General features: G+C 63.1%; 23 protein-coding genes. 13 read left to right on the top strand and 10 right to left on the bottom strand.

What is annotated here, in order from left to right; genetic code table 11:
* Position 1: 1 nt before the first annotated feature.
* Together QMY55_RS24075 and QMY55_RS24070 are read left to right on the top strand one after the other, a co-directional pair.
* Positions 2 to 1,507, top strand: a complete 1,506-nt coding sequence (locus QMY55_RS24075; protein ID WP_283486599.1) for a M20 family metallopeptidase — start codon at positions 2 to 4, stop codon at positions 1,505 to 1,507.
* 230 nt (positions 1,508 to 1,737) lie between these two features.
* On the top strand, positions 1,738 to 2,619 hold the full coding sequence (locus QMY55_RS24070) for an alpha/beta hydrolase (RefSeq protein WP_283486598.1): 882 nt from the start codon (positions 1,738 to 1,740) through the stop codon (positions 2,617 to 2,619).
* Positions 2,620 to 2,622: 3 nt separating this feature from the next.
* On the opposite strand, the gene QMY55_RS24065 is transcribed toward QMY55_RS24070, so the two are convergent.
* From QMY55_RS24065 to QMY55_RS24055, 3 genes are all read right to left on the bottom strand, one after another.
* Positions 2,623 to 3,357 (bottom strand): SOS response-associated peptidase, encoded by a 735-nt coding sequence (locus tag QMY55_RS24065; RefSeq protein WP_283486597.1) that lies wholly within the window; start codon positions 3,355 to 3,357, stop codon positions 2,623 to 2,625.
* Between the two features lie 3 nt (positions 3,358 to 3,360).
* Positions 3,361 to 4,101 carry a 16S rRNA (uracil(1498)-N(3))-methyltransferase gene (locus QMY55_RS24060; RefSeq protein WP_283486596.1) on the bottom strand — a complete coding sequence of 247 codons (741 nt, stop codon included), beginning with the start codon at positions 4,099 to 4,101 and terminating at the stop codon, positions 3,361 to 3,363.
* A 150-nt stretch (positions 4,102 to 4,251) separates the two neighbouring features.
* A complete protein-coding gene (locus QMY55_RS24055; RefSeq protein WP_283486595.1) occupies positions 4,252 to 5,358 on the bottom strand; it encodes an aminoglycoside phosphotransferase family protein in 1,107 nt (368 codons plus the stop codon).
* Between the two features lie 161 nt (positions 5,359 to 5,519).
* Here QMY55_RS24055 and QMY55_RS24050 point away from each other — a divergent pair, with 161 nt between their 5' ends.
* From QMY55_RS24050 to rsmA, 3 genes are all read left to right on the top strand, one after another.
* Entirely contained in the window at positions 5,520 to 8,039 is a 2,520-nt protein-coding gene (locus QMY55_RS24050; protein WP_407650575.1) for an LPS-assembly protein LptD, read from the top strand.
* Positions 8,040 to 8,051: 12 nt separating this feature from the next.
* On the top strand, positions 8,052 to 9,476 hold the full coding sequence (locus tag QMY55_RS24045; RefSeq protein WP_283486594.1) for a peptidylprolyl isomerase: 1,425 nt from the start codon (positions 8,052 to 8,054) through the stop codon (positions 9,474 to 9,476).
* A 106-nt stretch (positions 9,477 to 9,582) separates the two neighbouring features.
* Positions 9,583 to 10,344, top strand: a complete 762-nt coding sequence (rsmA, locus tag QMY55_RS24040) for a 16S rRNA (adenine(1518)-N(6)/adenine(1519)-N(6))-dimethyltransferase RsmA (RefSeq protein ID WP_283486593.1) — start codon at positions 9,583 to 9,585, stop codon at positions 10,342 to 10,344.
* Positions 10,345 to 10,407: 63 nt separating this feature from the next.
* On the opposite strand, the gene QMY55_RS24035 is transcribed toward rsmA, so the two are convergent.
* Together QMY55_RS24035 and QMY55_RS24030 are read right to left on the bottom strand one after the other, a co-directional pair.
* A complete protein-coding gene (locus QMY55_RS24035; RefSeq protein ID WP_283486592.1) occupies positions 10,408 to 11,775 on the bottom strand; it encodes an aspartate aminotransferase family protein in 1,368 nt (455 codons plus the stop codon).
* A 297-nt stretch (positions 11,776 to 12,072) separates the two neighbouring features.
* The gene (locus QMY55_RS24030; protein ID WP_283486591.1) at positions 12,073 to 12,327 is read right to left on the bottom strand and encodes a DUF2061 domain-containing protein; all 255 of its coding nucleotides are present in this window, start codon (positions 12,325 to 12,327) and stop codon (positions 12,073 to 12,075) included.
* A gap of 198 nt (positions 12,328 to 12,525) precedes the next feature.
* Between QMY55_RS24030 and QMY55_RS24025 the strand changes: the two genes are divergently transcribed.
* The 3 genes from QMY55_RS24025 to QMY55_RS24015 are packed head-to-tail and all read left to right on the top strand — an operon-like array spanning position 12,526 to position 14,578.
* Positions 12,526 to 13,038 (top strand): GNAT family N-acetyltransferase, encoded by a 513-nt coding sequence (locus QMY55_RS24025; RefSeq protein WP_283486590.1) that lies wholly within the window; start codon positions 12,526 to 12,528, stop codon positions 13,036 to 13,038.
* Positions 13,039 to 13,064: 26 nt separating this feature from the next.
* The gene (locus QMY55_RS24020) at positions 13,065 to 13,622 is read left to right on the top strand and encodes an NUDIX hydrolase (protein WP_283486589.1); all 558 of its coding nucleotides are present in this window, start codon (positions 13,065 to 13,067) and stop codon (positions 13,620 to 13,622) included.
* Positions 13,623 to 13,681: 59 nt separating this feature from the next.
* Positions 13,682 to 14,578 carry a DMT family transporter gene (locus tag QMY55_RS24015; protein WP_283486588.1) on the top strand — a complete coding sequence of 299 codons (897 nt, stop codon included), beginning with the start codon at positions 13,682 to 13,684 and terminating at the stop codon, positions 14,576 to 14,578.
* 22 nt (positions 14,579 to 14,600) lie between these two features.
* Here QMY55_RS24015 and QMY55_RS24010 read toward each other — a convergent pair whose 3' ends face one another.
* Positions 14,601 to 15,521 (bottom strand): LysR family transcriptional regulator, encoded by a 921-nt coding sequence (locus tag QMY55_RS24010; protein WP_283486587.1) that lies wholly within the window; start codon positions 15,519 to 15,521, stop codon positions 14,601 to 14,603.
* Positions 15,522 to 15,692: 171 nt separating this feature from the next.
* Between QMY55_RS24010 and QMY55_RS24005 the strand changes: the two genes are divergently transcribed.
* The 4 genes from QMY55_RS24005 to QMY55_RS23990 all read left to right on the top strand — a co-directional run bounded on the left by QMY55_RS24005 (position 15,693) and on the right by QMY55_RS23990 (position 20,001).
* On the top strand, positions 15,693 to 16,712 hold the full coding sequence (locus QMY55_RS24005; RefSeq protein WP_283486586.1) for a Bug family tripartite tricarboxylate transporter substrate binding protein: 1,020 nt from the start codon (positions 15,693 to 15,695) through the stop codon (positions 16,710 to 16,712).
* 2 nt (positions 16,713 to 16,714) lie between these two features.
* On the top strand, positions 16,715 to 18,316 hold the full coding sequence (locus QMY55_RS24000; RefSeq protein ID WP_283486585.1) for a gamma-glutamyltransferase family protein: 1,602 nt from the start codon (positions 16,715 to 16,717) through the stop codon (positions 18,314 to 18,316).
* 118 nt (positions 18,317 to 18,434) lie between these two features.
* On the top strand, positions 18,435 to 19,367 hold the full coding sequence (gene sigJ / locus QMY55_RS23995; protein ID WP_283486584.1) for an RNA polymerase sigma factor SigJ: 933 nt from the start codon (positions 18,435 to 18,437) through the stop codon (positions 19,365 to 19,367).
* 136 nt (positions 19,368 to 19,503) lie between these two features.
* Positions 19,504 to 20,001, top strand: a complete 498-nt coding sequence (locus QMY55_RS23990) for a carboxymuconolactone decarboxylase family protein (protein ID WP_283486582.1) — start codon at positions 19,504 to 19,506, stop codon at positions 19,999 to 20,001.
* 17 nt (positions 20,002 to 20,018) lie between these two features.
* Here the strand turns inward: QMY55_RS23990 and QMY55_RS23985 are convergent, their stop codons facing one another.
* From QMY55_RS23985 to tcuA, 3 genes are all read right to left on the bottom strand, one after another.
* Positions 20,019 to 20,996 (bottom strand): Bug family tripartite tricarboxylate transporter substrate binding protein, encoded by a 978-nt coding sequence (locus QMY55_RS23985; RefSeq protein ID WP_283486581.1) that lies wholly within the window; start codon positions 20,994 to 20,996, stop codon positions 20,019 to 20,021.
* A gap of 77 nt (positions 20,997 to 21,073) precedes the next feature.
* On the bottom strand, positions 21,074 to 22,282 hold the full coding sequence (gene tcuB / locus QMY55_RS23980) for a tricarballylate utilization 4Fe-4S protein TcuB (protein WP_283486580.1): 1,209 nt from the start codon (positions 22,280 to 22,282) through the stop codon (positions 21,074 to 21,076).
* Positions 22,283 to 22,285: 3 nt separating this feature from the next.
* Positions 22,286 to 23,737: an FAD-dependent tricarballylate dehydrogenase TcuA gene (gene tcuA, locus QMY55_RS23975; RefSeq protein ID WP_283486579.1), complete on the bottom strand. Its 1,452-nt coding sequence runs from the start codon at positions 23,735 to 23,737 to the stop codon at positions 22,286 to 22,288.
* Positions 23,738 to 23,959: 222 nt separating this feature from the next.
* Between tcuA and QMY55_RS23970 the strand changes: the two genes are divergently transcribed.
* A complete protein-coding gene (locus QMY55_RS23970; RefSeq protein WP_283486578.1) occupies positions 23,960 to 26,017 on the top strand; it encodes a DUF2075 domain-containing protein in 2,058 nt (685 codons plus the stop codon).
* Here the strand turns inward: QMY55_RS23970 and QMY55_RS23965 are convergent.
* Positions 26,001 to 26,939 carry a LysR family transcriptional regulator gene (locus QMY55_RS23965; RefSeq protein WP_283486577.1) on the bottom strand — a complete coding sequence of 313 codons (939 nt, stop codon included), beginning with the start codon at positions 26,937 to 26,939 and terminating at the stop codon, positions 26,001 to 26,003. The two genes, QMY55_RS23970 and QMY55_RS23965, sit on opposite strands and share 17 nt — an antisense overlap.
* Positions 26,940 to 26,964: the final 25 nt, after the last annotated feature.

Raw genomic sequence — 26,964 nt, 5'->3', positions numbered from 1 at the left:
CATGACCGCCCGTCTGCCTGCCACCGCGCTTGACTCCGTACTTGCTCTGGAGCGTGTGGGCCGTGCCTGGGATGAAGACATCCTGCACCAACTCACCGACTACATCCGCATTCCCGCCAAGTCGCCCATGTTTGCACCCGACTGGGAGCAGCAGGGCCATATTGCCACTGTGCTGCGCAACGCGGCCACATGGGTGGAGGCGCAGAAAGTGGCCGGGCTGAAACTGGAAGTGATTCAGCAGCCGGGCCGCACGCCCGTCATCTTCTTTGAAGTCGAAGGCACGGCCGAGAAAGCTTCAACCAGCCCCACGGTGCTGATGTACGGCCACCTGGACAAGCAGCCCGAATTCGAAGGCTGGCGCAGTGATCTGGGCCCGTGGACGCCCAAGTACGAGGACGGCAAGCTCTATGGCCGTGGCGGTGCCGACGACGGCTATGCCGTCTATGCCAGCGTGGCGGCGATTCAGGAACTCAAGCGCCAGAACGTGCCTCACCCGCGCATCGTAGCCATTATCGAAACCTGCGAGGAAAGCGGCTCGGCTGACCTGCTGCCCTATGTGGAACTGCTGCGCCCGCGCCTGGGCGATGTGGGGCTGGTGATCTGTCTCGACAGCGGGGCTGGCAACTACGACCAACTGTGGCTGACGACCAGCCTGCGCGGCATGGCCAGCGGCACACTCAAGGTGCAGATCCTGACCGAGGGCGTGCACTCGGGCGACGCCTCGGGCGTCGTACCCTCGTCGTTTCGTATCATGCGTCAGGTGCTGGACCGTCTGGAGGACAGCAAGAACGGGCGCGTGCTGCCCGAAAGCTTTCACTGCGATGTGCCTGCCGACCGCATGGCACAGATGCGTGCCACGGCGGAGATTCTGGGCGAAAACGCCTATGCACGCTTTCCCTGGGCGCACTATGACTGCGGTGGCTCGGCCCGTGTGTCCCTGCCCACCACCACCGACCCCGTCGAGGCGCTGGTACGCCGCACCTGGGAACCCACGCTGAGCGTGACCGGTGTGGACGGCATGCCCAGCCTGCAGAACGCCGGCAATGTGCTGCGCCCCTACACGGCCTTCAAGCTCAGCCTGCGTTTGCCGCCGCTGGTCGATGCCGCAGCCTGCGTGCAGGAGATGAAGGCCCTGCTGGAAGACAATGCGCCCTACGATGCCAAGGTGACCTGGGAAGGCATGTCCAGCTCCAGCGGCTGGAATGCGCCGGGCATGGATGGCTGGTTCGAGAAGGCGCTCAATGCGGCCAGCCGGGCCCACTTTGGCGCGGACTGCGGCTATATCGGGCAGGGCGGCACGATTCCGCTGATGAATATGCTGAGCCAGGGCTTTCCCAAGGCGCAGATGATGGTTTGCGGCGTACTCGGCCCCAAGAGCAATGCTCACGGCCCCAACGAGTTTCTGCATGTTCCCTATGCCAAGAAGCTCACTGCCTCGGTGGCTGAAGTGATTGCTGCCATGGCGCGCCATCAACAAGCCTCGGAGCAGGAGTTGGCGCAGGCCTGATGCTGAATTCAGCATGAAAACGGCTGCAAGCGCTTTCTGAATATGCGCTTGCAGCTATTTTTTTGATATCGAACAGGTTTGCAAAGTGATTTTCAGATAGCCCATGGCCGGGACCGTGTCCGCGTGCAGGCCGATGAGCGGGGTTGTCAAGACCAAAGCCTCCCGTCTGGTTGACGAATAGCGCGGGGAGCGTCATTCTCGAAACCATGCATGGCATGCAGGGGGAGCAAATGGACACAGCAAACTATCACCACGGGGATGCGGGAGCACAGATCAGTCATGGCCCAGCTTCGGATGGCACGCATTTGGCTTTGCGTGACTGGCCGCTGGCGTCAGGCGTCAAGGCTCGTGCGCAGGTACTGGTGGTGCATGGCCTGGGCGAACATAGTGGCCGTTACGCGGCGCTGGCGCGCAGGCTCAATGACTGGGGTTTTGCCGTGCGCGGCTATGACCAGTATGGGCATGGTCTCTCGGGCGGACCGCAAGGCGGTCTGAGCAGCGATATGCGGCTGCTTGACGATCTGGCCGTGGTGCTGGACGGCTTGCGGGCGGAGATGCCGAAAAATCAGGCCATCGTGCTATTGGGTCATAGCATGGGCGGTCTTGTGGCTGCAGATTTTGTGGCATCCGGTTTGCGCCATGTGGATGCTCTGGTACTGTCCTCGCCCGCGCTGGCGCTGCATCTGACTGCGGTACAAAAGGCCTTGATGACAGGCCTGCCCAAGTTGCTACCCAATCTGCGCGTGGCCAGCGGGCTGAAGTCGCGGCATCTATCGCATGATCCGCAGGTGGTGCAGGCCTATGACACCGATGCATTGCAGCACAAGCGCATCAGCGCAAGGCTGGCACGCTATATGGCTGAAGGCGGCGCGCATGTGCTGGCCAAGGCCCGCAACTGGTGTGTTCCGACCTTGCTGCTATGGGCCGGGCAGGACAAGCTGGTAGACCCCGCAGGCAGTGCGGCATTCGCGCAGCAGGCGCCGGCCAGTGTGGTGCAGGCCCAGTGCTTCGAGTCGGCCTATCACGAGATCTTCAACGAACGCCCCGAACTGGCCGCCCCCGTGTTTGCGCGGTTGCAGCAGTGGCTGGACCAGCGGTTTCCGGTGGCTTGAGCCTTAGAGCAGTGGCGGCGGCTGCTTGCGGCCTTTCTCGACCGGGTTGGCACGCAGCTTTTCGGCCGGGTAGGGGCGCAGAAACTCCTTGGCCTTGTTGACCTTGGCGTTGAGCCAGGCGTCGTAAGCGCCTTCGTTGAGGATGGCGGGCATGGCCTTGTCATTGCCGGCATGGCCGTAGCGGTTCATCAGCGCATGGGCATTGGCGTTGATGGTGATGAGGGCGTAGCTGACGATGATTTCGCCGTCCTCGCCCACCCAGCGTGCCCAGACGCCGGCTGCGCCCATGGGTTGGTTATCCACGCGGGTGATGCGTGTGGGTACAGGCTTGCCGGGGCGCAGATCATCGACCTGAAAGGCTTGCAGCGGCACGATGCAGCGCTGGCCGGCCAGCCAGGCATCGCGAAATGCCGTGCCCGTGGTCAGGTTGTCGATCTTGGCATTGACCAGCTTGAGCGCGCGCAGGCGGCCGTCCGAGGCAGACTTGACCCAGTGCGGCACCAGCCCAAAGCTGGCAGACACCAAGGTACGCTCCACAGGCGGTAGAGGTGCTCCTTCTTCAGGAGCTGTAAACGTATGCCCCAAAAGCGCTGCAGAGGATTCTGCTGCTGCATTGACGATGATGCAGCCCATGCGGCGCGGGGTCAGGATTTTTTCGGGTGCAGGCTCGGGGGCTTCGACGCGAAAGTTTTGCGCATAGAACTCGGGCTTGGCCAGAGAGAGGTGACAACTGCTCATGATTTACTCCAGGGCCAGCAGGGAAAGGGCCGCGACCGATGCGGTCTCGGCGCGCAGCACTCGGTTGCCCAGGCTGGCGGGCTTCCAGCCGCGTTCCAGCGCCCAGTCTTCTTCCTGTGCTGTCAGGCCGCCTTCGGGGCCATGCAGTACCCAGACGGCTTTCGCATCGCTGGTGACAGTACGTAGCGGCTGGCTGCCTTCGCGCAGTGAAAGTACAAAGCGAGCTGACTCGGCGTCCGGCGCATCCTGGCTGCGCAGCCAGTCGGCCAGCGGCCGAGGGGCGTGAATCACCGGCACCTGGTTGCGGCCGCATTGCTCGCAGGCCGAGACGGCAATGGACTGCCAGCGCTCGATCTTCTTGTCGGCGCGGTCGCCCTTGAGCTTGAGCACGCTGCGCGCGGCCATGACGGGCTGGATGCTGGCCACGCCCAGCTCGGTGGCTTTTTCCACCAGCCAGTCCATGCGCTCGTTGGCGGGCATGCCGACCACCAGGTGCACGGCACGCTCTGCCTCGCGCTCCACGGCGCGGTGCGCCTGTATACGCACGCCGACGTCGCTGCGGCCCATATGGGTGATGACGGCATCGAATTCACCGCCAGCAAAGCCGTTGCCTGTCTGGCCCTCGAACAAGGTGATGACGTCACCGGGCTGGTGACGCAGCACCTGCACATGGCGGGCGGCGCCTGCGGGCAGATCCAGTTCGGAGCCGATGTGCAGAGGAATAGGACAGTGATAGCGCGGCATTTGGAATAGATAGCAATAGTCTTAATGGGGCGTGGCTCAAGCCAGAAACACCGAGCAAGGGCCGCCCCGCCGCGAAGGTGTTGCCCCCCTCCCGCATTGCGAAGCAAAGCGAGAGAGGGGGAAGCCGCAAAGCGGCTCAGGGGGTGTTTCTCACATTCTTCCGTAGGCGTAACCGACCTGTGCCTGAATGCCCTCAATCTGATCGATCAAGCGCAGGAAGGGGCCCAGTTCGCGGTAACGGCTGCAAGTGGAGCGGATGTAGTGGATAAAGCGCGGTGCATCGGCCAGGTACTTGGGCTTGCCGTCACGCAGTGTCAGGCGGGCGAAGATACCAGCAACCTTGAGATGGCGCTGCAGCCCCATCCATTCGACCCCACGGTAGAACTCGCCGAAGTCGTCGCCCCAGCCGCTGGCGCTGCCCGCGCCGACCAGGCCGGCCTTGCGGGCTTTTTCCCAGTAGCGGATGGTGATGTCGATGACAAAGTCCTCTTCCCAGCTGATGAAGGCATCACGCAGCAGGCTGGCGATGTCATAGGTGATGGGACCGTAGACGGCGTCCTGGAAGTCCAGCACGCCCAGAGGAGCGTCTGGAGAGACAGGTTGCATCAGATTGCGCATCATGAAGTCGCGATGGACATAGACGCAGGGAGCCTGCAGGTTGTGGGCCACGATCTGGTCAAAGGTCTTGGCCAGAGTGGCTTGCTGCTTGTCATCCAGCGCGAACTGGCGGTGCTTGGCGATATACCAGTCGGGAAAGAGCTGCAGCTCGCGGCGCAGCAGAGCTTCGTCGTAAAGGGGGAGCTTGCCGACATTGCCACTTTGGGAGGCCAGCTGCCAATCCAGCAGAACCTCGACCGCGGAGCGGTACCAGGCCTCGGCGTCCTGGGGCTTTTCGGGGTTGAGAGCCTCGATCACGGTTTTGCTGCCGAGGTCGTTGAGCAAAATAAAGCCGTGCTGCGCATCCCAGTCGAGAATCTGCGGCACGCACAGGCCGGCCTGTGCCATCAGGGCCTGGACTTTGACAAAAGGTGCGCAGTCTTCCTTGTCAGGTGGGGCATCCATGACGATAAGGCTAGCGCCATGGCTGCAGTCCAGCCGCAGATAGCGGCGAAAGCTTGCATCGGCCGAGGCAGGGCGCAGGGTTTCAGGGCGCAGCTGAAAGCGGGCAGCCAGGGGAGCCAGCCAGGCGTCGAAAGCGGCGTGGCGGGCAGCATCTGCCCAGACAACGCCGACATTGGAGAGGTTTGAAGCGGTCATGGATAATCGGATTTTACAAACCGATGCCGGCGCATCACCGGACAGTGATGCTAGGCTCTCGGTCTTATTCGTAGGACTTACACAAACAAGGGTGTGCCAAGGCGGTTTCCTGAAGGCAAGGCACTGGCTTAAGCCTGATTTGCGTAAGTCGTGATTCGTTGATGTATGCCTGCGCACGCGCGCTATTGACCACCGTGCAATCCCCTAATTCTCTGCAAGACTCCCTGGCCGCCAGCTCTTTACCCGCTTCGCGGGCAGTGAGCGTGCGTCCGGCGATTCGCCCTCTGGCCTGGGCGGTGGCTCTGGCCTGGGCCGGCGCAGGTCTGCATGTCCAGGCGCAGGAGTCCGCTGTTCCCGAGGCAACTGCCGGGCAGGAGGCGGCGCTGATGGCCGATGGGCTGCCCGCGCTCAAGCTCAAGTCCAGCTCTTTGCTGCAAGAGACCTATCCGCAGGAAGTACGCGATCAGCAGCCCATCTATATCAAGGGCGACAGCCTGGCCGGTCAGCCTGACATCAACGCTTCGGTGCATGGCGAGGCGGAGCTGCGCCGTGGCGATACCATGATCCGTGCCGACAAGCTCGATTACGCCCTGCCTGACGACAAGGTCAACGCGGTGGGTTCGGTCTATATCAACCAGGCGGGCAATATCTACAAGGGAACCGCACTGGATTTGCAGGTGGATGCCTTCAAGGGGCAGTTCGACAACGCCGATTACCGTTTCCTGGCCAATGGTGCCTATGGTGACTCCTCGCGTGTGGATTTCATCGACAAGGACCATTCGGTAGTCCACAACGCCACCTACACCACTTGCCAGCGTGATGATGAGGCCAGCTGGCAGCCCAGCTGGATGCTCAAGGCCGAGACCATCGAGCTGGACATGGCCGAGGAAGTGGGCGTGGCACACAATGCCAAGCTGCAATTCAAGGGTGTCACTGTCTTGCCCGTGCCGCGCATGAGCTTTCCGCTATCGGACAAGCGCAAATCCGGCCTGCTGCCTCCCATGATCGGCATGGACAAGCTCGGCGGCATCGAATATTCCCAGCCCTATTACTGGAATATTGCACCCAATCGCGATCTGACGGTCACTCCGACGGTGATGACCAAGCGTGGCGTCAATCTGACCGGCCTGTTCCGCTATATGGAACCCAGCTACTCAGGTGAGACATACGCCAGCTACATGCCTGGCGACAATCTGCGTAGCCGGGATCGCTGGGGCTATTCCTGGCAGCACAGGGCCGTGATTGATTCGCCTGTTGGCGGGCTGGGTCTGAACCTGAATCTGAATCGTGTCAGCGATGATGATTACTGGCGGGATTTCAGACTGGCTCCGGTTGCGATGCGCCAGCGTCTGCTGCCCAGCACGGCCAGCCTGAGCTGGGCCAAGGGCGATGGTGCGTTGAGCCTCAATATGACGCGCTACCAGACGCTGCAGGATCCTGATGCGCTGATCGCACCACCCTACAGCATGGTGCCCCAGCTCCAGTACCGCTACACGCCGCAGGAGCTGCCGCATGGGTTGGACTTCAGTCTGGTCGCGGATACCACGCGCTTTGAGCTGATCCGGCCGTTGACAGGCCAGGCGGTGAACAATGGCCAGCGCAGCTATGTGCAGGCTCAGCTGAGCCGTCCCTTTCTGTCGCCTGGAGCCTTCATCACACCCAAGCTCATGTTGCATACGTCGAGGTATGACACGGACAGCATGATGAGCAATGGCAGCAAGAGCGCCAATCGCACGCTGCCGACCTTCAGTCTGGACAGCGGCCTCGTTTTCGAACGTGATACCTCCTGGTTTGGCAAGAAGCTGCTGCAGACTTTCGAGCCGCGTGCCTTCTACACCTATACGCCCTATCGCGATCAGAGCATGCTGCCGCTGTATGACACCGGTCGCAGCGACTTCAATTTCTCGAGTATTTTTTCCGAGAACGACTATGTCGGCCAGGACCGTATTGCCGACAATCACCTGGTGACGCTGGGTGCCACATCGCGCTTTATCGATCCGGAAAGCGGGGCGGAAAAGCTCAAGCTGGCCATTGCCCAGCGCGTGCGCCTTTCTGACCAGCGCGTGCTGCTGCCCGGTGAAGTGGCCGCGACCAGCAAGTTGTCCGACATCCTGCTGGGTGCGGCCATCAACTGGACCGATAAATGGTCTCTGGAAGGCACAACTCAGTACAACAAGGATCTGGGGCGAACGGTGCGGACCACGGCCACGGCCCGCTACAGTCCGGGCAACTATCGCACCTTCAACATCGGCTATCGCACGCAGCTGGATACGGTGACCAAGAAGCCTTCCAGCGAACTGGTGGATGTGGGCTGGCAGTGGCCCATCAACGATCTCTGGGGTGACAAGGGCAAGGACCTGGGCGCAGGCCGAGGCCAGGGCGGCGGTCGCTGGTATGCGGTCGGCCGTCTCAACTATTCGATCAAGGACCGACAGATGGTGGATACCGTGGTCGGCCTTGAATATGACGGCTGCTGCTGGATTGGCCGCGTGGTGCTGCAGCGTCTGCAAAGCTCGGTGACTCAGTCCAATCTGCAACTGCTGTTCCAGATGGAGTTCGTGGGCTTCTCGCGCCTGAGCTTTGGTGCAGACCCCACGGCCAGCCTCAAGCGCAACGTGCCGCGCTACCAATATCTGCGTGAGGCGGTATCTCCGCCCAGCCGCTTCACCAATTACGATTGATCAAGGTTTTTCATGCGTTTCTCCCCCAAATCATCGAGCGTTTGCGGCATGGCTGCGGCCTTGTTCATGCTGGCCGCGGTTGCACAGGCGCAGGGCCTCAAGAGTCCTGGTACTGGCAAGTCCAAGGGCACTGACGCTTCCATCTCCCGTGCGCTGGATGCAACCGTGCAGGCCTCGGGACGGCAGTTGCCGGCCGCTGGACCTCGTTCGGCGGACTACATCGTTGCCGTGGTCAATTCCGAACCCATCACCAATAACGAGGTGCGTGCCCGCATGGCGCGCGTGACTCAAAATGTGAGCGAGCAAGGCGGTCAATTGCCGCCACAGTCCGAGCTGGCACGCCAGGTGCTGGAGCGTCTGATCGTCGAGCGCGTGCAACTGCAGGAGGCTTCGGATACGGGCCTCAAGGTGGATGACCTGACGGTCAATCAGGCAATGGACAATGTGGCGCGCCAGAACAGCACGGACCTGCCGGGGCTGCTGTCGCGTCTGAAGGCCGAGGGCCTGTCCGAAGCGCAGTTCCGCGCGGAGATCCGCAACCAGATGACCATGCAGCGCGTGCGTGAGCGCGAGGTGGACGGCAAGGTCAAGGTGAGCGAGGCTGACATCGACCGTTTCCTCAAGGAACAAAAGCGCCCTGGCGAAGCCGCTGCTGCATCGGCCATGGTGGACCTGGGCCATATCCTGATCCTTGTGCCCGAAAACGCCAGCCCAGCCGTCGTGGCCGAGCGCGAGGCCAAGGCCAAGCAGGCGGCGGAAGCCGCGCGCAAGAACCCCGACTTCATCGCCTCCGTGCGTGAGTTCTCGGACGTACCCAATGGACAAGGCGGTGGCTCCATGGGCATGCGCCCCATGAGCGAGTACCCCGAGCTGTTTGCCAAGCAGGTTGGCTCGGCCGCCACGGGCAGCATCGTTGGCCCCTTCCGCTCCGATGCGGGCTTTCACGTGCTCAAGGTGCTGGGCAAGTCCCAGTCCGGCGCCCCTGTCTACATCACGCAAAACCATGCGCGTCACATTCTGCTGCTGGTGGACAAGAATCTGACGGAAGCCCAGGCAGCCAAGCGCCTGGAGGATTACAAGCGCCGTGTGGAAGCGGGTCAGGCCACCTTCCAGCAACTGGCCCAGGAGTTCTCCAAGGACGGTAGCGCTCGCAATGGCGGCGATCTGGGCTGGTCCTCGCCCGGCCAGTTCGTGCCCGAGTTCGAGCGCGTGCTAGACGGCCTCCAGCCCGGCCAGATCAGCAACCCCGTGGTTTCGCGCTTTGGCGTGCACCTGATTCAGCTGATCGAGCGCCGCCAGGAAAAGCTGACCGAGCGCGAACAGCGCGAAATGGTGCGCAACGTGGTGCGTGAGCGCAAGGCAGAGCAGGACTACGAAACCTGGCTCAAGGAACTGCGCGGCAAGGCATTTGTCGAGTACCGCGAGCCACCGCAATAAGTCCGTGCAATCTGCTTGATGTGCCCGGTAATGTCATCATTGCGCATCGGGCACTCAAGTCACCCTCTCTCATTTCAAGCGGTGCCCAGGCACCGCTTTCGCATTCATGAAACATATTCCCCGCAAGCGCTTTGGCCAGAACTTTCTGACCGATGGCGCCATCATCGACAACATTGTTGAGGCTATCGACCCCAAGGCTGGCGAGCCCATGGTCGAAATCGGCCCAGGCCTGATGGCCCTGTCCCAGCCTCTGGTCGAGCGCCTGGGCAAGCTCACGGTGATCGAACTGGACCGTGATCTGGCCGCACGCCTGCGTCTGCGTGACGACCTGGACGTGGTCGAGTCCGACGTGCTCAAGGTGGACTTCCGGGCGCTGGCCGCGCGCCTGGGCGTGCCCAAGCTGCGTGTGGTCGGCAATCTGCCCTACAACATCTCCAGCCCCATCCTGTTCCATCTGCTTGAGCAGGTCGATGTGGTGCAGGACCAGCACTTCATGTTGCAGAAAGAGGTGATCGACCGGATGGTGGCCGATGCTGGCAACTCGGCCTATGGCCGCCTGTCGGTGATGCTGCAGTGGCGCTATGCCATGGAGGATGTGCTGTTCGTGCCGCCGGGCAGCTTCAACCCGCCGCCCAAGGTCGACAGCGCCGTGGTGCGCATGATTCCGCGCGAAAAGCCTGCGGAGCTCAACCCCAAGTTGCTCGAAGAGCTGGTGCAGGTGGCCTTCAGCCAGCGCCGCAAGATCTTGCGCAACACCCTGGGCAAATGGCTGGAGGAAAAAGGCTTCTCGGGCGAGTTTGATCTGCAGCGCCGCGCCGAGGAAGTCCCGGTGGCCGAGTACGAAGCATTGGCCGCACAGTTTTCCTGAATCTATATGAAAATAGCTGCAAAAGGTTGTTGGTAAAGCGTTTGCAGCTATTGATTTTAGAAGTCAGGCGGTCGCTTGCAGTGCATCGCCCAGGGCATTGACCAGGCGCTCGATCTCGGCCTGTTCGCTGATGAACGGTGGGGCCAGCTGGATTGTGTCGCCGCCGTAGCGCACATAAAAGCCCAGGTCCCAGCATTTCATGGCGATCTCGTAGGGGCGCTTGGCAGGCTCGCCGGGTGCGGGCGCGATGGAAAGGCCTGCCGCCAGCCCGATATTGCGGATATCGAGCACATGCTTCGCTCCTTTCAGGCTGTGCACGGCCTGCTCGAAAAACGGTGCCAGCGCCCGCACGCGGCATGGCCCGTCCTCCTGTGTCAGCAAATCCAGGGCCGCAATGCCCGCAGCGCAGGCCACTGGGTGGGCCGAGTAGGTATAGCCGTGGGCAAATTCCAGCATGTATTGCGGGCCGCCCGCATCCATGAACTGCTTGTAGATCTCGGGCGTGACCACGCAGGCGCCCAGCGGCTGGGCGCCGTTGGTGACCTGCTTGGCAATGTTCATGATGTCGGGCGTCACGCCAAAGGCCTCGGCGGCCGTCATGGCGCCCAGGCGGCCAAAGCCGGTGATGACCTCGTCAAAGATCAGCAGAATGTCGTGCTGGGTACAGATTTCGCGCAGCCGCTGCAGATAGCCATCGGGAGGAATCACCACGCCGCCCGAGCCCGACATGGGCTCCACGATCACGGCGGCGATATTGCTGGCGTCATGCAGGGCGATGATGTCCAGCAGCCGGTCGGCCAGTGCCCGGCCGTCGCTGTGGGCTATGGTTTGCGGCTGGCCCTTGCAGAAAGAGCCCATGGGTGGCTGAGTGTGGGGCAGATGGTCGGCTTCTATGCCTTGGCCAAACGTCTTGCGGTTGCCGCCCATGCCGCCCACCGAGATGCCGCCGAAGTTCACGCCGTGATAGCCCTTCTCGCGCCCTATCAGCCTTGTCTTGCTGCCCAGACCCTTGGCACGCCAATAGGCACGAGCCATCTTGAGTGAGGTGTCTGCAGCTTCAGAGCCTGAACCGGTAAAGAACACATGCTCCAGTCCCTCGGGCATCAGGCCCACGATGCGATTGGCCAGCTCGAAGGAGGCCGGGTGCCCGAACTGAAACGCCGGTGAATAGTCCAGTTGCTGCGCGGCCTTGCCGATGGCCTCGGCGATTTCGCTGCGACCATGGCCAAGACCGCTGCACCACAGGCCGGAGAGGCCGTCGAAGATCTGCCGCCCGTCTGCGTCGGTGTAGTAAGCGCCTTTGGCGGCCGTGATGATGCGCGGCTGGGCCTTGAAGTTGCGGTTGCCCGTGAAAGGCATCCAGTGGGCGCTCAGCCATTGGGCATCTTGCGGGCTGGCGAGGCTCCGGGCCTCGGTGTCTGCGATCTGCATGGGAACTCCTTGAATTCCCGTCCATTGTTGGACAGCGCCCGTTGAGACGAAATAGCCGCAAACCCATGGTTTGTCATTTCGATGACAGGCGGTTTGAGTTATGCACAGATATGGAGGTGAAGTTATTCAATTCTCAATCGTCAAAGAGAAAGTAGATGCAGAAGTGTTCATTTGTTCAATGCAATTTGAATACTTATGCACAGCTTTTCTTCCATCACTCCAGATGGCCTGCACAGTCGCCGATGGCTGCCAGTGATTGCATCAGCCATTGCGGAAAGCCGGTAGGGATTCGCAGGTTCATACGGCCAGAGCCTCGGCTGGTTGCTGCGACGGTTGCTGCTTTTTCAGGCGGCGTTCCCAGGCCTTCTCGTGGAAGAAGAAGGCAAAGGCCTGAACCGTGGGCTCCAGCAGGCTCAGTGTCAGCGAAGCGATCAGATTGCCCGTGACGGCATAGGCCACGCAGGCAGCGACCGTGATGTGAATACAGTAGTAGCTGGCCGTCTTGGCCAGGGTCAGACGATTGTGGCTCAGGGCTTGAATCAGACGGGTCATGGGGTTCTCCAGATGCGTTGGCTCAATGGTATGAATATCGAATGCAAAGATATAATTGAGAATTATTACTGTTGCGATAGATGGCGTGTCGGCTGTGCTTTTGTGCTCTTGCTAAGCTGGTAGGGCTGATTTTTAAGAAAAATTGCTTGCAAGCCCTTTGTAGATAAGCGCTGGCAGCTGTGAATTGATGAGTTTCTGATGACGGAGTTGATGCAGATCCAGCTGCGCCCGCTGGCGGCAGCCGATGTGGAAGCCGTGCTGCGCATACAGGCGCAGTGCTACGGCCAGGACTTTCTGGAGTCACGCGATGTGTATGCCCGGCGTCTGGCCATGGCGGGGCACTGTTCCTGGGCCGCCGTGCGCGGGCCGCTGATACTGGCCTATCTGGCCGCCTATTGGTCGCGGCCCGGTGCAGTCACGCCGTTTGGCGGCGACTTTGCGGACTACGCAGATGCCAGCGTGCTCTATCTGCACGATATGGCGGTGTCCCCCGAAGCTGCCGGGCAGGGTCTGGCCGGACGTATGGTGCAGGCCGCACGCGAGCAAGCCAGGGCACGAGGCATTGCGCGCACTGCCCTGGTGTCGGTGCAGGGGTCACAGGCCTATTGGGAAGGCCAAGGCTATGCGAGGGTGAATCTTGAAAATGCTGCGCAGCAGCAACACTTGGCCAGTTATGGCGAAGATGCCGTCTATATGGAGGGATTAATCTGACATGCCTGCCGGGCAGGGCAAGGATAATGCCGCCCATGCCCAATCGCTGGAAACCCAATGTGACAGTCTCGGCCATCATCGAGCGCGATGGCCGCTTTTTGCTGGTGGAAGAACAAACGGCGGATGGACTGCGTCTGAATACGCCCGCAGGTCATCTGGACCCTGCCGAGACGCCTATCGATGCCTGTGTGCGTGAAGTCATGGAAGAGACGGCCTACAGCTTTACTCCCACGGCACTGGTCGGCATCTATATGAACCGCTTTGTGCGTACCCGCACCGGAGCCGACATCACCTATCTGCGCTTTGCCTTTACGGGCGAACTGGGCATGCACCATGCGCAAAGCCATCTTGACGAAGGCATTGTGCGCAGCGTCTGGCTCACGCTGGATGAACTCAAGGCCACGGCCCATCTGCACCGCAGTCCTATCGTGCTGGAGTCCGTGGGCGACTATCTAGCCGGTCAGCGCCATGATCTGGGCCTGGTTCATGCGGATTCCAGCATCTATCGGCCGCCTCTGCCGACACCAGCAGTACCGCAGGATGCGGGTGCCACGCTGGATGATGTGCTGGCCCAGATTCACTAAGCCCTGTTTGAAGCAGCCGTGACAGGCATGCACGGCCCGGGCTGTGCACAATGCACGGCATGTCCCTGGCCAGCCTGATCCGACTGCTTGCACTTGCCGCCCTCTGGGGCGGCAGTTTCCTTTTCATGCGCGTCGCCGTGCCGCACCTGGGGGCCGTGCCCACGGCCGTGGGGCGGGGGCTGTTTTCCACGCTGGGCCTGGGGGCCACGCTGGCCATCATGGGCTATCGGCCGCGGCTGGGGCGTTATCTCTGGCCTTTGCTGGCACTGGGCGTCATCAATTCCGGCATTCCCTTTCTTATGTACGCGCTGGCGGCCCAGGTGCTGCCATCGGGCTATAGCGCCATCTTCAATGCCACCACGCCGCTGGTGGCCACTGTGGTGGGGGCGCTGGTGTTTGCCGAGGCGATCACGCCCGCGCGCGTGGCTGCGGTACTGCTGGGGATTGGCGGCGTGGCGGTGCTGGCCCAGGCCGGGCCGCTGGATCTCAGCGCAGCTGTGCTGGGCGGCATGGCGGCCTGTTTTGTGGCCACGGTCTGCTATGCGTTTTCCAGCTATCTGACGCTCAGGCTTGCGGGTGCCAATGCGTCCGTGGACACGCGCGCTGCCGTTTTCATCAGCCAGCTGGGTGCGCTGATGGTGCTGACACCGGCGCTGCTCCTCGACATGGCGCTGGAGCCCGGCATGCTGGCCAGGCTGCAGGCCGCGCCGCTGCTGGCATGGGGCAATGTGGCGGTGCTGGGCCTGCTGAGCACGGCTCTGGCCTATGTGCTGTACTTCAGGCTGATTGCCGACGAGGGGCCGCAGAAGGCGCTGACCGTGACCTTCATCGTGCCCGTGTTCGCCGTGCTCTGGGGCTGGGCCCTGCTCGATGAGTCCTTGACAGTCGCACATGCCATGGGGGGCGGGCTGATTGCGCTGTCGCTATGGCTGGTGCTGCGCCCCAAGGCGGATTGAGCCGGCGCGAGCGGCCTTCGCTTCACCAGGCGGCGGGCAGGCGCAGCTGCAAAAGCTCCAGAAAGGACTGCGCCGCATGCGGCAGCGTGCGGCCGGCCAGGGTCTGCACCTCGATGTCGCGCAGGTCCATGCCGCGGTCGCTGAGCGGCACGGCCGCGAGGGCTCCCGTGGCCACCATGTTGCGTGCGGCGATCTCGCTGGCCACGGCCACCGCCGTGCCCTGGGCCGCGAAGTTCAGCAGCGTCTTGCCGTGATTGCTCTCCAGCGCCGGCACCAGCATCAACCCCTGTCGGCTGCAGGCAGCGTCCAGCAACTGGCGCACCGCCGTGCTCGGCGGCGGCAGGGCCAGCGGATAGCGCGCCAGCCTGGCCAGTGCCACGCTGCGTTCCTGGGCCAGCGCATGGCCGGGCGCCACCAGGGCCAGCACGGGCGCCGCCACGCGGCAGGCGACGGCAATGCCGGGCTCTGGCACCCGGCTGAAACACAGGCCTATGTCGGCCGTGCCGGTGCGCACGGCACCGGAAACCTCGGGTGTGGGCAGCACGTTGACCTCGAAGACGATGCCGGCATGCTCGCGCTGGAAGGCCGCGCACAGGCGCGGCAGGAATTCGCTGGCAAAGGCGTCGGAGCTGGCAATGCGCACCTTGCCGCTGCGCAGGCCCTGCAGGGCCTGGATTTCGCCCAGGGCACGCTCGGCATCCAGGCCTGCGCGGCGCGCGTGGTCGGCCAAGATCTCTCCGGCGGCATTGAGCACCATGCCGCGCGGGTGGCGCTCGAACAGCGGCGTGCCCAGCCGCGCCTCCAGCGCCGCGATCTGGCGGCTGATGGCCGAGGCCGCCACATGCAGCCGGGCCGAGGCTTCGGTCAGCGAGCCGCATTGCGCGACTTCATGGAAGTAGCGCAATGCGGTGTCTTGCAGCAGCAGGTGGAGCGGATCGGGCATGGCAGCGAATGGAAGAGGTTCCCATTGTGCTCGGTTTGCCGTTGCGGCAAGGATGGCTTGCAAATTTGCCGATGGCGGCAAACGCGTCCGTTTTCTAAGATGGCCTGTTCCAGTGCCGCCCGGCTGCGGCCATCCGATTCGCCAACCCGCCATCTCACCAGGAGTGTTGCCATGCCGGCACGGTCTGCTATTTCATCTTCGCGTCGCCAGTGGATTCAGGCCGCCGCGGTCCTGGCCGGTGGCCTGCTGGCCCAGGTGTCACTACCGGCCCAGGCCCAGGGCGAAGCCCCCTGGCCCAGCCGCCCGGTGCGGGTGATCGTGCCCTTCCCGCCCAGCGGCGCGACCGACCTGGTGGCGCGCGTGATCGCGCAGCGCGTGTCGCAGGAGCTGGGCCAGCAGCTGATCATCGACAACCGGCCCGGCGCCGGCGGCACCATAGGCGCCGGCGAGGCCTCCAAGGCCGCGCCCGACGGCTACACGCTGCTGTTCACCACCAGCAGCACGCACGCCATCTCGCCGCACCTGATGCCCAAGCTGAGCTACAAGGTGGACAAGGACTTCACCCCCATCGCCCACACGGCCGATGCGGCCAGCATGCTGCTGGTCACGCCTTCGCTGCCGGTGCGCACCGTGCAGGAGCTGATCGCCTACGCCAAGGCCAACCCCGGCCAGCTCAACTACGCCAGCAGCGGCAACGGCACCATCGTGCACCTGAACACCGCCGCCTTTGCCGCGCAGGCGGGCATCCGGCTCACCCACGTGCCCTACAAGGGCACGGCCCAGTCCATCACCGACCTGGCCGCGGGCCAGGTGCACCTGCTGTTCGACTCGATCCCCACCGGCATGCCCCATGTGGCCAGCGGCCGGCTGCGCGCGCTGGCCGTCACCGGCGAGCAGCGCAGCGCGCTCGCGCCCAACCTGCCGACGCTGGCCGAATCGGGCCTGCCGGGCTACTCGTCGGTCACCTGGTTCGGCGTCTACGGCCCGGCCGGCATGAAGCCCGAGCTGGTGGAGCGGATCAACCAGGCCTTCAACCAGGCCGTCCAGAATCCGGACGTGATCGCCAACCTGGCCAAGCAGGGCGTGGAGCCGGCCAAGGCGCAGACGCCGAAGGAGTTCGCGGCGATGGTGAAGGCCGACAGCGCGCGCTGGGCCAAGGTCATCAAGGACAACCACATCACTCTGGAGTAGGCATGACAAACGCCATCAAGGACTGGACGCTTCCCTATGCCTCGCACCGCTCGCCGGTGCTGGGGCGCAACATGGTCAGCACCTCGCAGCCGCTGGCCGCGCAGGCCGGCCTGCGCATGCTGCTGGCCGGCGGCAACGCGGTGGACGCAGCGCTGGCTGCGGCGATGACGCTCACGGTGGTCGAGCCCACGGGCTGCGGCATCGGCAGCGACGGCTTCGCCATCGTCTGGGACGGCAAGGAGCTGCACGGCCTCAACGCCTCGGGCCGTTCGCCCGCGGGCTGGACGCCCGAGTACTTCGCCCAGCTCGGCGGCATCCCGGAAAAAGGCTGGAACGGCGTGACCGTGCCCGGCGCCGTGTCGGCCTGGGTGGCGCTGTCCAGGCGCTTCGGCAAGCTGCCTTTCGCGCAGGTGGCGCAGCCCGCCATCGACTATGCGCGCCACGGTTTCGCGGTCTCGCCCACCATCGCCACGCTGTGGGAGCTGGGTGGCCAGAAGCTCGGCGACCAGCCCGGCTTTGCCGAGTGCTTTCTGCCCGGCGGCCGCGCACCCAAGGCCGGTGAAGTGTTCAAGAGCGAAGCCCATGCGCGCACGCTGGAGGAGATTGCCGCCACCATGGGCGAGTCGTTCTACCGCGGCGCGCTGGCCAAAAAGATGGCTGCGCATTCGCGCGCCTGCGGCGGCGTGATGACCGAGGAAGACCTCGCTGCGCACCAGGCAGACTGGGTGGGCACGGTATCGCAGAAGTTCGGCGACTCGGTGATCCACGAGATCCCGCCCAACGGCCAGGGCATTGCCGCGCTGATGGCGCTGGGCATGCTGGACGAGCTGGGCGTGGGCCAGCAGTTGCTGGACGGCGTGGACAGCGTGCACCTGCAGATCGAGGCCATGAAGCTGGCCTTTGCCGACCTGCACCAGTACAACGCCGATCTGGACCATATGCGCGTCACCCCCGCGCAGCTGCTGGACCGCGGCTACCTGCGCGAACGCGCCCGGCTGATTGACCGCGAGAAGGTCAGCGACCCTCGCTACGGCGCGCCCCGGCCCGGCGGCACGGTCTACCTGGCGGCGGCCGATGCCAGCGGCATGATGGTCTCGTTCATCCAGTCCAACTACATGGGCTTCGGCTCGGGCGTGGTCGTGCCGGGCACCGGCATCAGCCTGCAGAACCGCGGCAAGGGCTTCACCACCGAGGCCGGCCACGCCAACGAGGTCGGCCCGCGCAAGCGCCCCTCGCACACCATCATCCCGGCCTTTGCGATGAATGCCGACGGCACGCCCCAGATGGCCTTCGGCGTGATGGGCGGCCCCATGCAGAGCCAGGGCCACCTGCAGATGGCGCTGCGCGTGCTGCGCTACGGCCAGAACCCGCAGGCCGCGGCCGATGCGCCGCGCTGGCGCGTGACCGGCGGCAAGGGCGTGGCGGTGGAGCCGGCCTTCGACGCCGCCGTCGTCGAGCAGCTGCGCGCGCGTGGCCACGAAGTCACCGTCGAGGCCGGCCACGGCGTGTTCGCCTTTGGCGGCGCCCAGCTGGTGCTGCGCGACGGCGACCATTACATCGCGGGCTCCGATCCGCGCAAGGACGGCTGCGCCGTGGCCTATTGATCCCTCCTGGGTGGCTGCGCCGCTTCCCCGCTGTCACAAAGTACGCTGCTTCTGCGTCTAAGGCTGGGGCCTGTCACACTGGGTGGCCGGCCCCCAGCCTTTTTGCAGGAGACCTCCCGTGAACACCCCTTCCCATGCTGCGCCGTCCGCCGATGCGGGACTGCAGGAATTCCAGCGCCATCGCCCACGCCTGTTCGGGCTCGCCTATCGCATGCTGGGCCAGCGGGCCGAGGCCGAAGATCTGGTGCAGGACGTCTGGCTGCGCTGGCAGGACAGCGATCACGCCGCCGTGGCCCAGCCCGAGGCCTGGCTGGTGGCCACGGCCACGCGGCTGGCCATCGACCGGCTGCGGCGCCTGCGTGTGGAGCGTGAGCATTACGCGGGCTTCTGGCTGCCCGAGCCCCTGATTCAGCCCTGGACCGAGGCGGCACCTTCATCCGAGGACTTGCTGGAGCGTGCCCACGACGTCTCCACCGCGTTGCTGTTCGTGCTGGAGCAACTCACGCCCGAGGAGCGCGCGGCCTTTTTGCTGCGCGAAGTGTTCGATGCCGACTATGACGAGATGGCCCAGGCCCTGGGTCGCAGCGAGGCGGCCTGCCGTCAGCTGGTGCATCGCGCGCGGGCCCATGTGAAGGCCGGGCGGCCGCGCTTCGATGCGCCGGCCGAAGCCCATGCCGAGCTGTTGCGCCGCTTTGCCCAGGCCGTGCAGGGCGGGAATCTGGCGCAGATCCAGGCGCTGTTCGCCCCCGATGCCGTGCTGATCAGTGACGGGGGTGGCAAGGTGCCGTCCTTCGGCAAGGTGCTGGAGAGCGGTCGACGCCTGGCGCTGCTGTACTTCGCCACGGCCCGGCGCGTGCGGCGCGAAGGGCAGGCGCAGACCATGCATCTGGTGCGCGTGAACGGCCTGCCCGGCCTGGTGCGTTGTATCGGCGGGCAAGTGGAGTCAGTACAGACCTTGCTGGTCGAGAACGGGCTGGTGTGTTGCGTCTATACGCTGCGCAATCCCGACAAGCTGGCCGACCTGGCGCTGCCAGACGGTTCAGCGGTCTGAGGCAAGCCATGGGCGGTGTCGCCGCACGGTTTTCAGACTATTTTTTCGTTTCTTGTCACAAAAGCGATGGGCCACTCGTCTAGAGAGATAAGAGCGCGCCATTGGGGCGGGCTCGCATTACCCAAGGAGTGTTTGCATGACCGATATCGCCAACCCCACCGCTAATCCGATTGCCATCCCAACGCCGCGCCTGGACTTCCACTCCCTCGCGCCCGAGCTCTACAAGGCCCAGGGCAGCATCAACGCGCTGCTGGCCCGTTCCAGCCTGGGCGTGCAACTGCTGGAGCTGGTCTATCTGCGCGTCTCGCAGATCAATGGCTGCGCCTTTTGCGTGGACATGCATGTGCGCGAGCTGCTGTCGCGTGGCGAGGACCTGCAGCGCATCAACAGCGTGGTGACCTGGCGCGAGGTGGACTTCTTCGAGATGCGCGAGCGCGCCGCCTTGAACTGGGCCGAGCGCTGCACGCAGCTGAGCCAGGCCCACCCCGGGCCGCAGGACTTCGAGGCCCTGCGCCCCTACTTCAGCGAGCGCGAGATGGTGGAGCTCAGCTACGCCATCGGTTGCATCAATGTCTGGAACCGTCTGTGCGTGGGCTTTGCCGCGCCTGTGGAAAAGAAGCCGATCACTCTCTGAATACCGGCACACCGCCCTTAGTTCTGGGTGATATTGCGTTCCTTGACCACCTTGCCCCATTGCTCGTATTCCTTCTTCATGAAGGCGGCAAATTCGGGGCGCGTGGTGGGCTGGGGGGTCAGGCCGTGCTGCTTGAGGGCTTCGGCCACGCCGGGGTCCTTGAGCACCTTGACGATCTCCGTATTCCAGCGATCCAGCACGGGCGTGGGGGTCTTGCCTGGTGCGACGAAGGCATACCAGTTCAACGCTTCGAAGCCCGGATAGCCGGCCTCGGCCACTGTAGGAATATTGGGCATGTAGGCGGGACGGGTCAGGCCTGTGGTGGCCAGCGGAATCAGCTTGCCGGTTTCGATATGCGGCAGGGCCGTCGGGGGGGGCGCGAAATAGGAGGTGACGCGCTCGCCCAGCAGGTCCTGCAGCGCTGGCGCACCGCCCTTGTAGGGCACGTGCACCATCTCCACGCCCGCGCGTTGGTTGAACAGTTCGCCGGCCAGGTGCGAGGCCGAGCCTGCGCCGGTGGAGGCATAGTCCACACTGCCGGGCTCCTTCTTGGCCTTGGCCACGAATTCGGCCAGGGTCTTCACGCCCGCGCCCTTGTGCACCACCAGCACGTTGGGGAAGTTCACGCCGCCCGAGATCGGCGCCAGATCGGTGAAGGGGTTGTAGCCCACCTTCATGATGTGGGGCGCGATGGTTAGCGGGCCGACCGAGCCGAACAGCAGCACCGAGCCATCGGCCGGTGCTTTGGACACGAACTGATGGGCGATATTGCCGCCCGCGCCGCCCTTGTTGTCCACCACCACGGTTTGGCCGATGTTCTCGCCCAGCTTCTTGGCAATCAGGCGCGCGGCTGCATCAGCGGCGCCGCCGGCCGCAAAGCCCACGACGAGGGTCACGGGTTTGTTGGGCGGAAAGCCCTGTGCCTGCGCGGGAGCGGCAAGAGCCAGCGAGGTGGCTGCCAGCACGGCGGCCTGGAGCAGAGTGCGTTTTTGCATGGTGGGTCTCCTTGATGTGGGAATTGAGCTTGGGCGCTTGTCTGGCAAGCACTGGCAGCTATCTTTTTGGTATCGGGTCAATCGGCGCCCAGGCCAATGGGGCTGGGCTCGCGCTTTTCGGCGTTGTGGCGCAGCAGCGCCGCAGTGCGGAAGATGCCGTGGGCGAACTTGCCGTAAGGCAAGGTGGCAAACAGCGCGATCACGGCGCCCAGATGCAGGCACAGCAGCAAGGCAAGAGCCGGAGTGCCACGACCCAGCCACAGCGCCAGACCGCTGGCCGCGACCAGGAACAACAGGGCGATGAAGCCCAGGTCCATGGGCTTTTGCCTGGCATCGCCGTGCAGCGGGTGACGCGCGCGGTTCAGCACCCAGAGGCCGGCCGTGCCTGTCATCAGGCTCACACCGCCCAGGGCGCCGAGGACCTTGGGCAGGCTGGGCAGCTCGTAAGGTGCATGTAGGTTAAAGACGTAGTGATAGACCGTGGCCAGCCCTGTGGCCGCAAAGCACAGCATGAAACCGTAGAAGGTGAAATGGTGGAAACGGCGGCGCTTGAGCGTGTATTCGTCGTCCTCGTTGTGGCAGCCGTCACCGTGGCCGCCATCCAGGTACTTGAGGCGCAGCACGTCGTGCGTGGCTTCAGCCGCCGCCGGGCCGCTGACATCCACGTTGCTGGTGGCGGGCCTCACGTCCTTCCAGAAGCGGCGCACGCCCATGAACAGCGCAAACACCACGAACAGGAACACGGGCGCAAAGATGCCTACCAGCAGATTGTGCGGGAACAGGTGGTAGAAGTTGTTGCCCAGATTGTGGTTCCACAGCTGGCCCAGGCCTCCTTGTGCCGCCACGGCCAGCGCCAGGAACAGGAACAGTCCGGCCACCAGGGACAGCGATAGCGTCAGGCCGTTCCTCTGGTAGAGCCTGCCCATGACGGGCGGCCAGGCATAGTCGGCATAGGTCTGGCCGCGCACCTCGGCCATGGACTTGGGGATGTTGATGCCGAATTCGTGCGGCGGTGCGTACTGGCAGGCGTGCAGGCAGGCGCCGCAGTTGTGGCAGAGATTGGCCAGGTAATGCACATCGGCCTTGCCGAACTCCAGACGGCGCGTCATGGCCGGGAACACGGCGCAGAAACCTTCGCAATAGCGGCAGGCATTGCAGATCTGCATCACGCGCGCCACTTCGTCCTCGGCAGCGGTTTGCGTGGGTGCCGGGAGGATGAGAATCACCTTGCCGGTGGCCAGGGTCTGGGCTTCCTTGCCCAGTTCTTGCAGGGATTGGATGCTCATGATTTAGACCTCGTCCTTTACGGCGCCATGGATAGCGGGTTTGCCAGCAGCCGCCAGGGCGGCATTGCGCCCAGCAATGCGGCCAAAGGCCGTGCCGATCGACATGCCCACACCGGCCGTGTAGCCCTTGCCCAGCACATTGCCGGCCATCATTTCGCCGGCCACGAACAGGTTCTGGCTGGGCTGGTCGGCAAAGCGCACGGCGGCCGTGTCGTCGGTCTCCAGGCCCAGGTAGGTGAAGGTCACGCCGGGGCGCAACGCATAGCCGTAGTAAGGGCCGGTATCGAGCGGGCGCGCCCAGTGCGTCTTGGCCGGAGCCAGGCCTTCGGTGTGGCAGTCGTCCAGCGCGGTATGGTCGAAGTGGCCGACCTTGCAGCTGCGGTTGTAGGCGTCGAGCGTGGCCATGAAGGTGTCCACGTCCAGGCCCAGCTTCTGCGCGAGCTCGGGCAGGGAGTCGGCCTTCACGCCGGGGAACACCGGCGGCATGAAGCGGCCTATGGCCTTGCTATCGATGATGGAGTAGGCGATCTGGCCGGGCTGCTGGGCCACCAGGCGGCCCCAGATTGCATAGCGCTTGGGCCAGAAGTCCTCGCCCTCGTCATAAAAGCGCTGGGCATCGCGGTTCACCACCACGCCCAGCGAGACGCAGTCGATACGCGTGCAGATTCCGCCGTCGTACAGCGGAGCGCGGGCATCGATGGCCACCATGTGCGCCTGCGTGGGATCGCCCAGGCCGTCGGCCTGCTGCACTTCCAGCATGTGCTTGAGCAGCACGCCCTGGTTGAAGGCCGTGCCGCGGATGATGAAGTTGTCGGCCGGCCATTCGCCGCGCTCGTTCTGGCCCCAGGCCTCGCGCAGCCATTCGCGGTTGGATTCGAAGCCGCCCGCCGCCAGCACGCAGCTCTTGGCCGTGATGCGCTGGCTCCCGTCCGTGGTCTTGACCCAGGCAGCCTGGAACCGGCCGTTCTCGATTTCGAGCTTGTCCACGGGCGATTCGTAGCGGATTTCCACGCCCAGCTTTTCGGCGCTGCGGAAATAGGCATTCACCAGCGCCTTGCCGCCGCCCATGAAGAAGGCATTGGTGCGCGCCACATGCAGCGCGCCCGACAGCGGCGGCTGGAAGTGCACGCCATGCCTGCGCATCCAGTTGCGGCAGGTCGAGGAGGCCCGGATCACCATGCGCGCCAGATGCTCGTTGGTGATGCCGCCCGTGACCTTGAGCAAGTCCTGCCAGTACTCTTCTTCGGGATAGGCCTCGACCAGAACGTCCTGGGGAGCGTCGTGCATGCAGCGCAGATTGCGGGTGTGGCCGGAGTTGCCGCCGCGCCAGGCGCGCGGAGCGGATTCAAGCAGCAGCACGCGGCTGCCGGCTTCGCGCGCCATCAGCGCAGCGCACAGGGCGGCATTGCCACCACCGATGACGAGTACATCGGTGTCAAAGGCTTCAGTTTTCATGATGGGCTGCCACAAGCGCATGCCGGTGGCGGTTCAACGTGGGGGAATATCGCCTTGCCTGAGTCTCTATCGCTGCAAATTTCAGTTGCTAAACCCAGTAAGGTAAGTGTTGAACCTGAATGTAGTGAGCACCGCCTCACTCGTGCAGTGGGCCACAGGGATAGGGGTATCACTATTAGTGATGTTTTTTGACGTTGATTTCTCTGCCCGATAGCAGGCTCTATGCTTGGTGAGATTTCCTATCTATTTCCATCGATGAACATCAACATCATTGCGAACCGAGCCGCATACGCCGCCACTATCCAAGCGTTTTTTGCTGCGGAACCCTGCGCCATTATTGGAGTACTTTCTAGAGCGTCAGATGGGGACGTGGCGGCAGAGCAAATTAGTGCTTGGGAAAAACAGGTGGAGATCCTTAGAGGTGCTCTGAATCCCTCAATGGAGGGGGTTCTTTGTTTTGAGTTTGTGATTCCCCGTATTGGCAGGCGTGTGGATAACTTATTGCTATTGGGGCAAAAAGTGCTGGTCCTCGAGTTCAAGGTGGGCTCGAAGTCTTACGACGCGGCAGCTCAAACGCAGGTGATGGACTACGCCTTGGATCTAAAGAATTTCCACGCGGGCAGCCACGACGCGTTGATTGCCCCCATCTTGATTGCGACGGCTGCGCGAGAGGTTGTGGAGCAAGCCGATATGCAACCCATTGCAGGCGTTTTCCCAGTCATGAAGGTCAATGCATCCACTTTGCGCACGGTGTTGGCCCAGTTTGCGAGCTCTTCGCCGGAGCAAACGTTGGACTACCAGGCATGGCTTAAGGCTGGGTATCGCCCAACCCCAACCATCGTGGAAGCTTCTCAGGCGCTCTACAAAGGCCATGGGGTGGCAGAAATCACGCATTCCGAAGCGGGTGCCGAAAACTTGGGTGCGACAACAGAGGCGTTAACTGTCGCTATTGACAAGGCTAGGTCGTTAAATCGCAAAGTCATCTGCTTTGTGTCTGGCGTGCCTGGAGCGGGCAAAACCTTGGCAGGCCTGAATTTGGTGTGTGAACGCAGAAAGCATGATGAGAGAGACCAGGAGCACGCAGTCTTTTTATCGGGCAACGGACCGTTGGTCGACGTGTTGCGTGAAGCGTTGGCTCGTGACGAGGTTACGCAGAGCAAAAAAGGGGCTCAGCCAGTCAAAAAGACGGATGCAGAGCGCAAAGCCAAAGCATTTATTCAGAACATTCATCACTTTCGAGACGACAACTTAAAAACGACCGCTGCGCCAATCGAGCGGGTTGTGGTGTTTGACGAAGCTCAGCGAGCATGGAGCCGGGAGCAAGCCAGCAAGTTCATGCGAACCAAGCGCGATCAACTGGACTTTGATCAATCAGAGCCTGAGTTTTTGATCGATGTCATGGATAGACACGATGGCTGGGCTGCCATTGTTTGCTTGATTGGCGGTGGGCAAGAGATCAATACCGGCGAAGCAGGATTGGAGGAATGGCTGCGCGCCCTACGAGATCGATTTGCTCATTGGGACATATACCTGCCAGCGCAACTGGAGGAGGGAGGTTACCTACCTAGCCTCCAGCTTGCGGAGCTGAAAGACAGTCAAGTTGTGCGCCTGCCAGCATTGCACTTGGGTGTCTCGCTACGATCTTTTCGCTCTGAGCGCTTATCCCAGGCGATTGCTGCCGTGATGTCTGGTGAGTTGGCAGAAGCGAGAACTCAGTTGGAGCAAGTTTTGAAAAACTACCCTATCGTGCGAACACGCTCTTTGGTTGTCGCGAAGCAATGGGTGAAAGCGAAAGCTCGTGGCAGTGAGCGCTATGGCGCGTTGGCCTCATCAGGGGCAAAGCGTCTCAAGCCGCTGGGCTTGAATATGGGCGTCAAAATTGACCCTTGCGCTTGGTTTTTGAACGATGCCTCGGATATCAGATCGTCTTATTACCTGGAGGATGCCGGCAGCGAGTTTGATGTGCAGGGCCTTGAGCTTGATTGGACGATGGTGGTCTGGGATGGTGACCTTATTGCCCAGCTTGATAAGGCTTTGGGGTCCTGGCGTTATCGCAATTTCAGTGGTACGAAGTGGCAAGAAATACGGCAACTGGTTGACCAGCGCTATCGCTTAAATGCTTACCGGGTGTTGTTAACACGAGCACGACAAGGCATGGTGATCGTGGTGCCTGAAGGTGATACCCAAGATCCCACGCGTAGCCCTGAGTTTTATGACCCAACTTGGAAATACCTTGCACATTTGGGTATCCCGGAGGTACCGGTTATGTCTCCAGCGTAGCCCCCACCCAGTTGCCCGACTGCACCAATTGCTTGACGCAATCCATAAGTACCACGCGCGAGGCCAGCGCTGCCGGGGAAAGTTCGTCCTCCGACAGCGCGCACAGCGCGGCCTTGCGCCGCACCGAGTCATCGGCGATTTGCGACCACTGGAAGCGTTCGGCCGCATCACGGTACATGCCCACGGCCGACCAGGGCTGGACCGTGGCGCCCATGCCGGCCGCGACCGCTTCCATCAGCAGGGACAGCGAGTCGATTTCCATGGCCATCTGCGACTGGAAACCGGCGCTGGTGAACGAGGCCATGATGGAGCTGCGCAGGCCGTGGCTGCCCGAGGGCAGGATCAGAGGCACCTGCTGCAGCTGCTCCAGGCTGATGGGCACTTCATGCTGGATCTGCGGCGCCACCGGTTGCTGGCGCGACTGAATCAGAAACAGCTGCTCTTCGAGCAGCGGCATCACGCTCCATCGCCGGGCGCTCTGAGTATCGAAAAGGATAGCCAGATCCAGCTGTCTGGCGTTGAGAAGACTGGTCAGATGCCCCGAGAGGGCTGATACCATATGCAGGCGCACATCGGGGTAGCGCTCGCGCATGGCGCGCATCAGCGGCAGGCCCAGCACATTGGCGATGGTCGGTGAGAGCCCCATGCTGACCGCACCGGACAGCCGCGCCTGCTGGGCTGCATGGATGGCCTGTTCTGCATGGCGCAGGGTGAGCTGGGCCTGGTGGAAAAAGGCCTGGCCGGCCTCGGTGGGGATGACGCCGCGTGGTGTGCGCTGCAGCAGCCGGGTCGAGAGTTCCGACTCCAGGCGGCTGATCTGCTGGCTCAGCGCCGACTGCACCATGTCCAGATCCAGCGCCGCCCGGCTCATGGAGCCCAGTTCAACAATTCGTACAAAGTAGCGCAGCTGGCGCAGTTCCATGGCAAGTCCTCACGCCCGCAGCAGT

The organism is Comamonas resistens (genome assembly GCF_030064165.1).
GTDB classification, from domain to species: domain Bacteria; phylum Pseudomonadota; class Gammaproteobacteria; order Burkholderiales; family Burkholderiaceae_C; genus Comamonas; species Comamonas resistens.
This window is presented reverse-complemented; position numbering and strand designations above follow the sequence as displayed.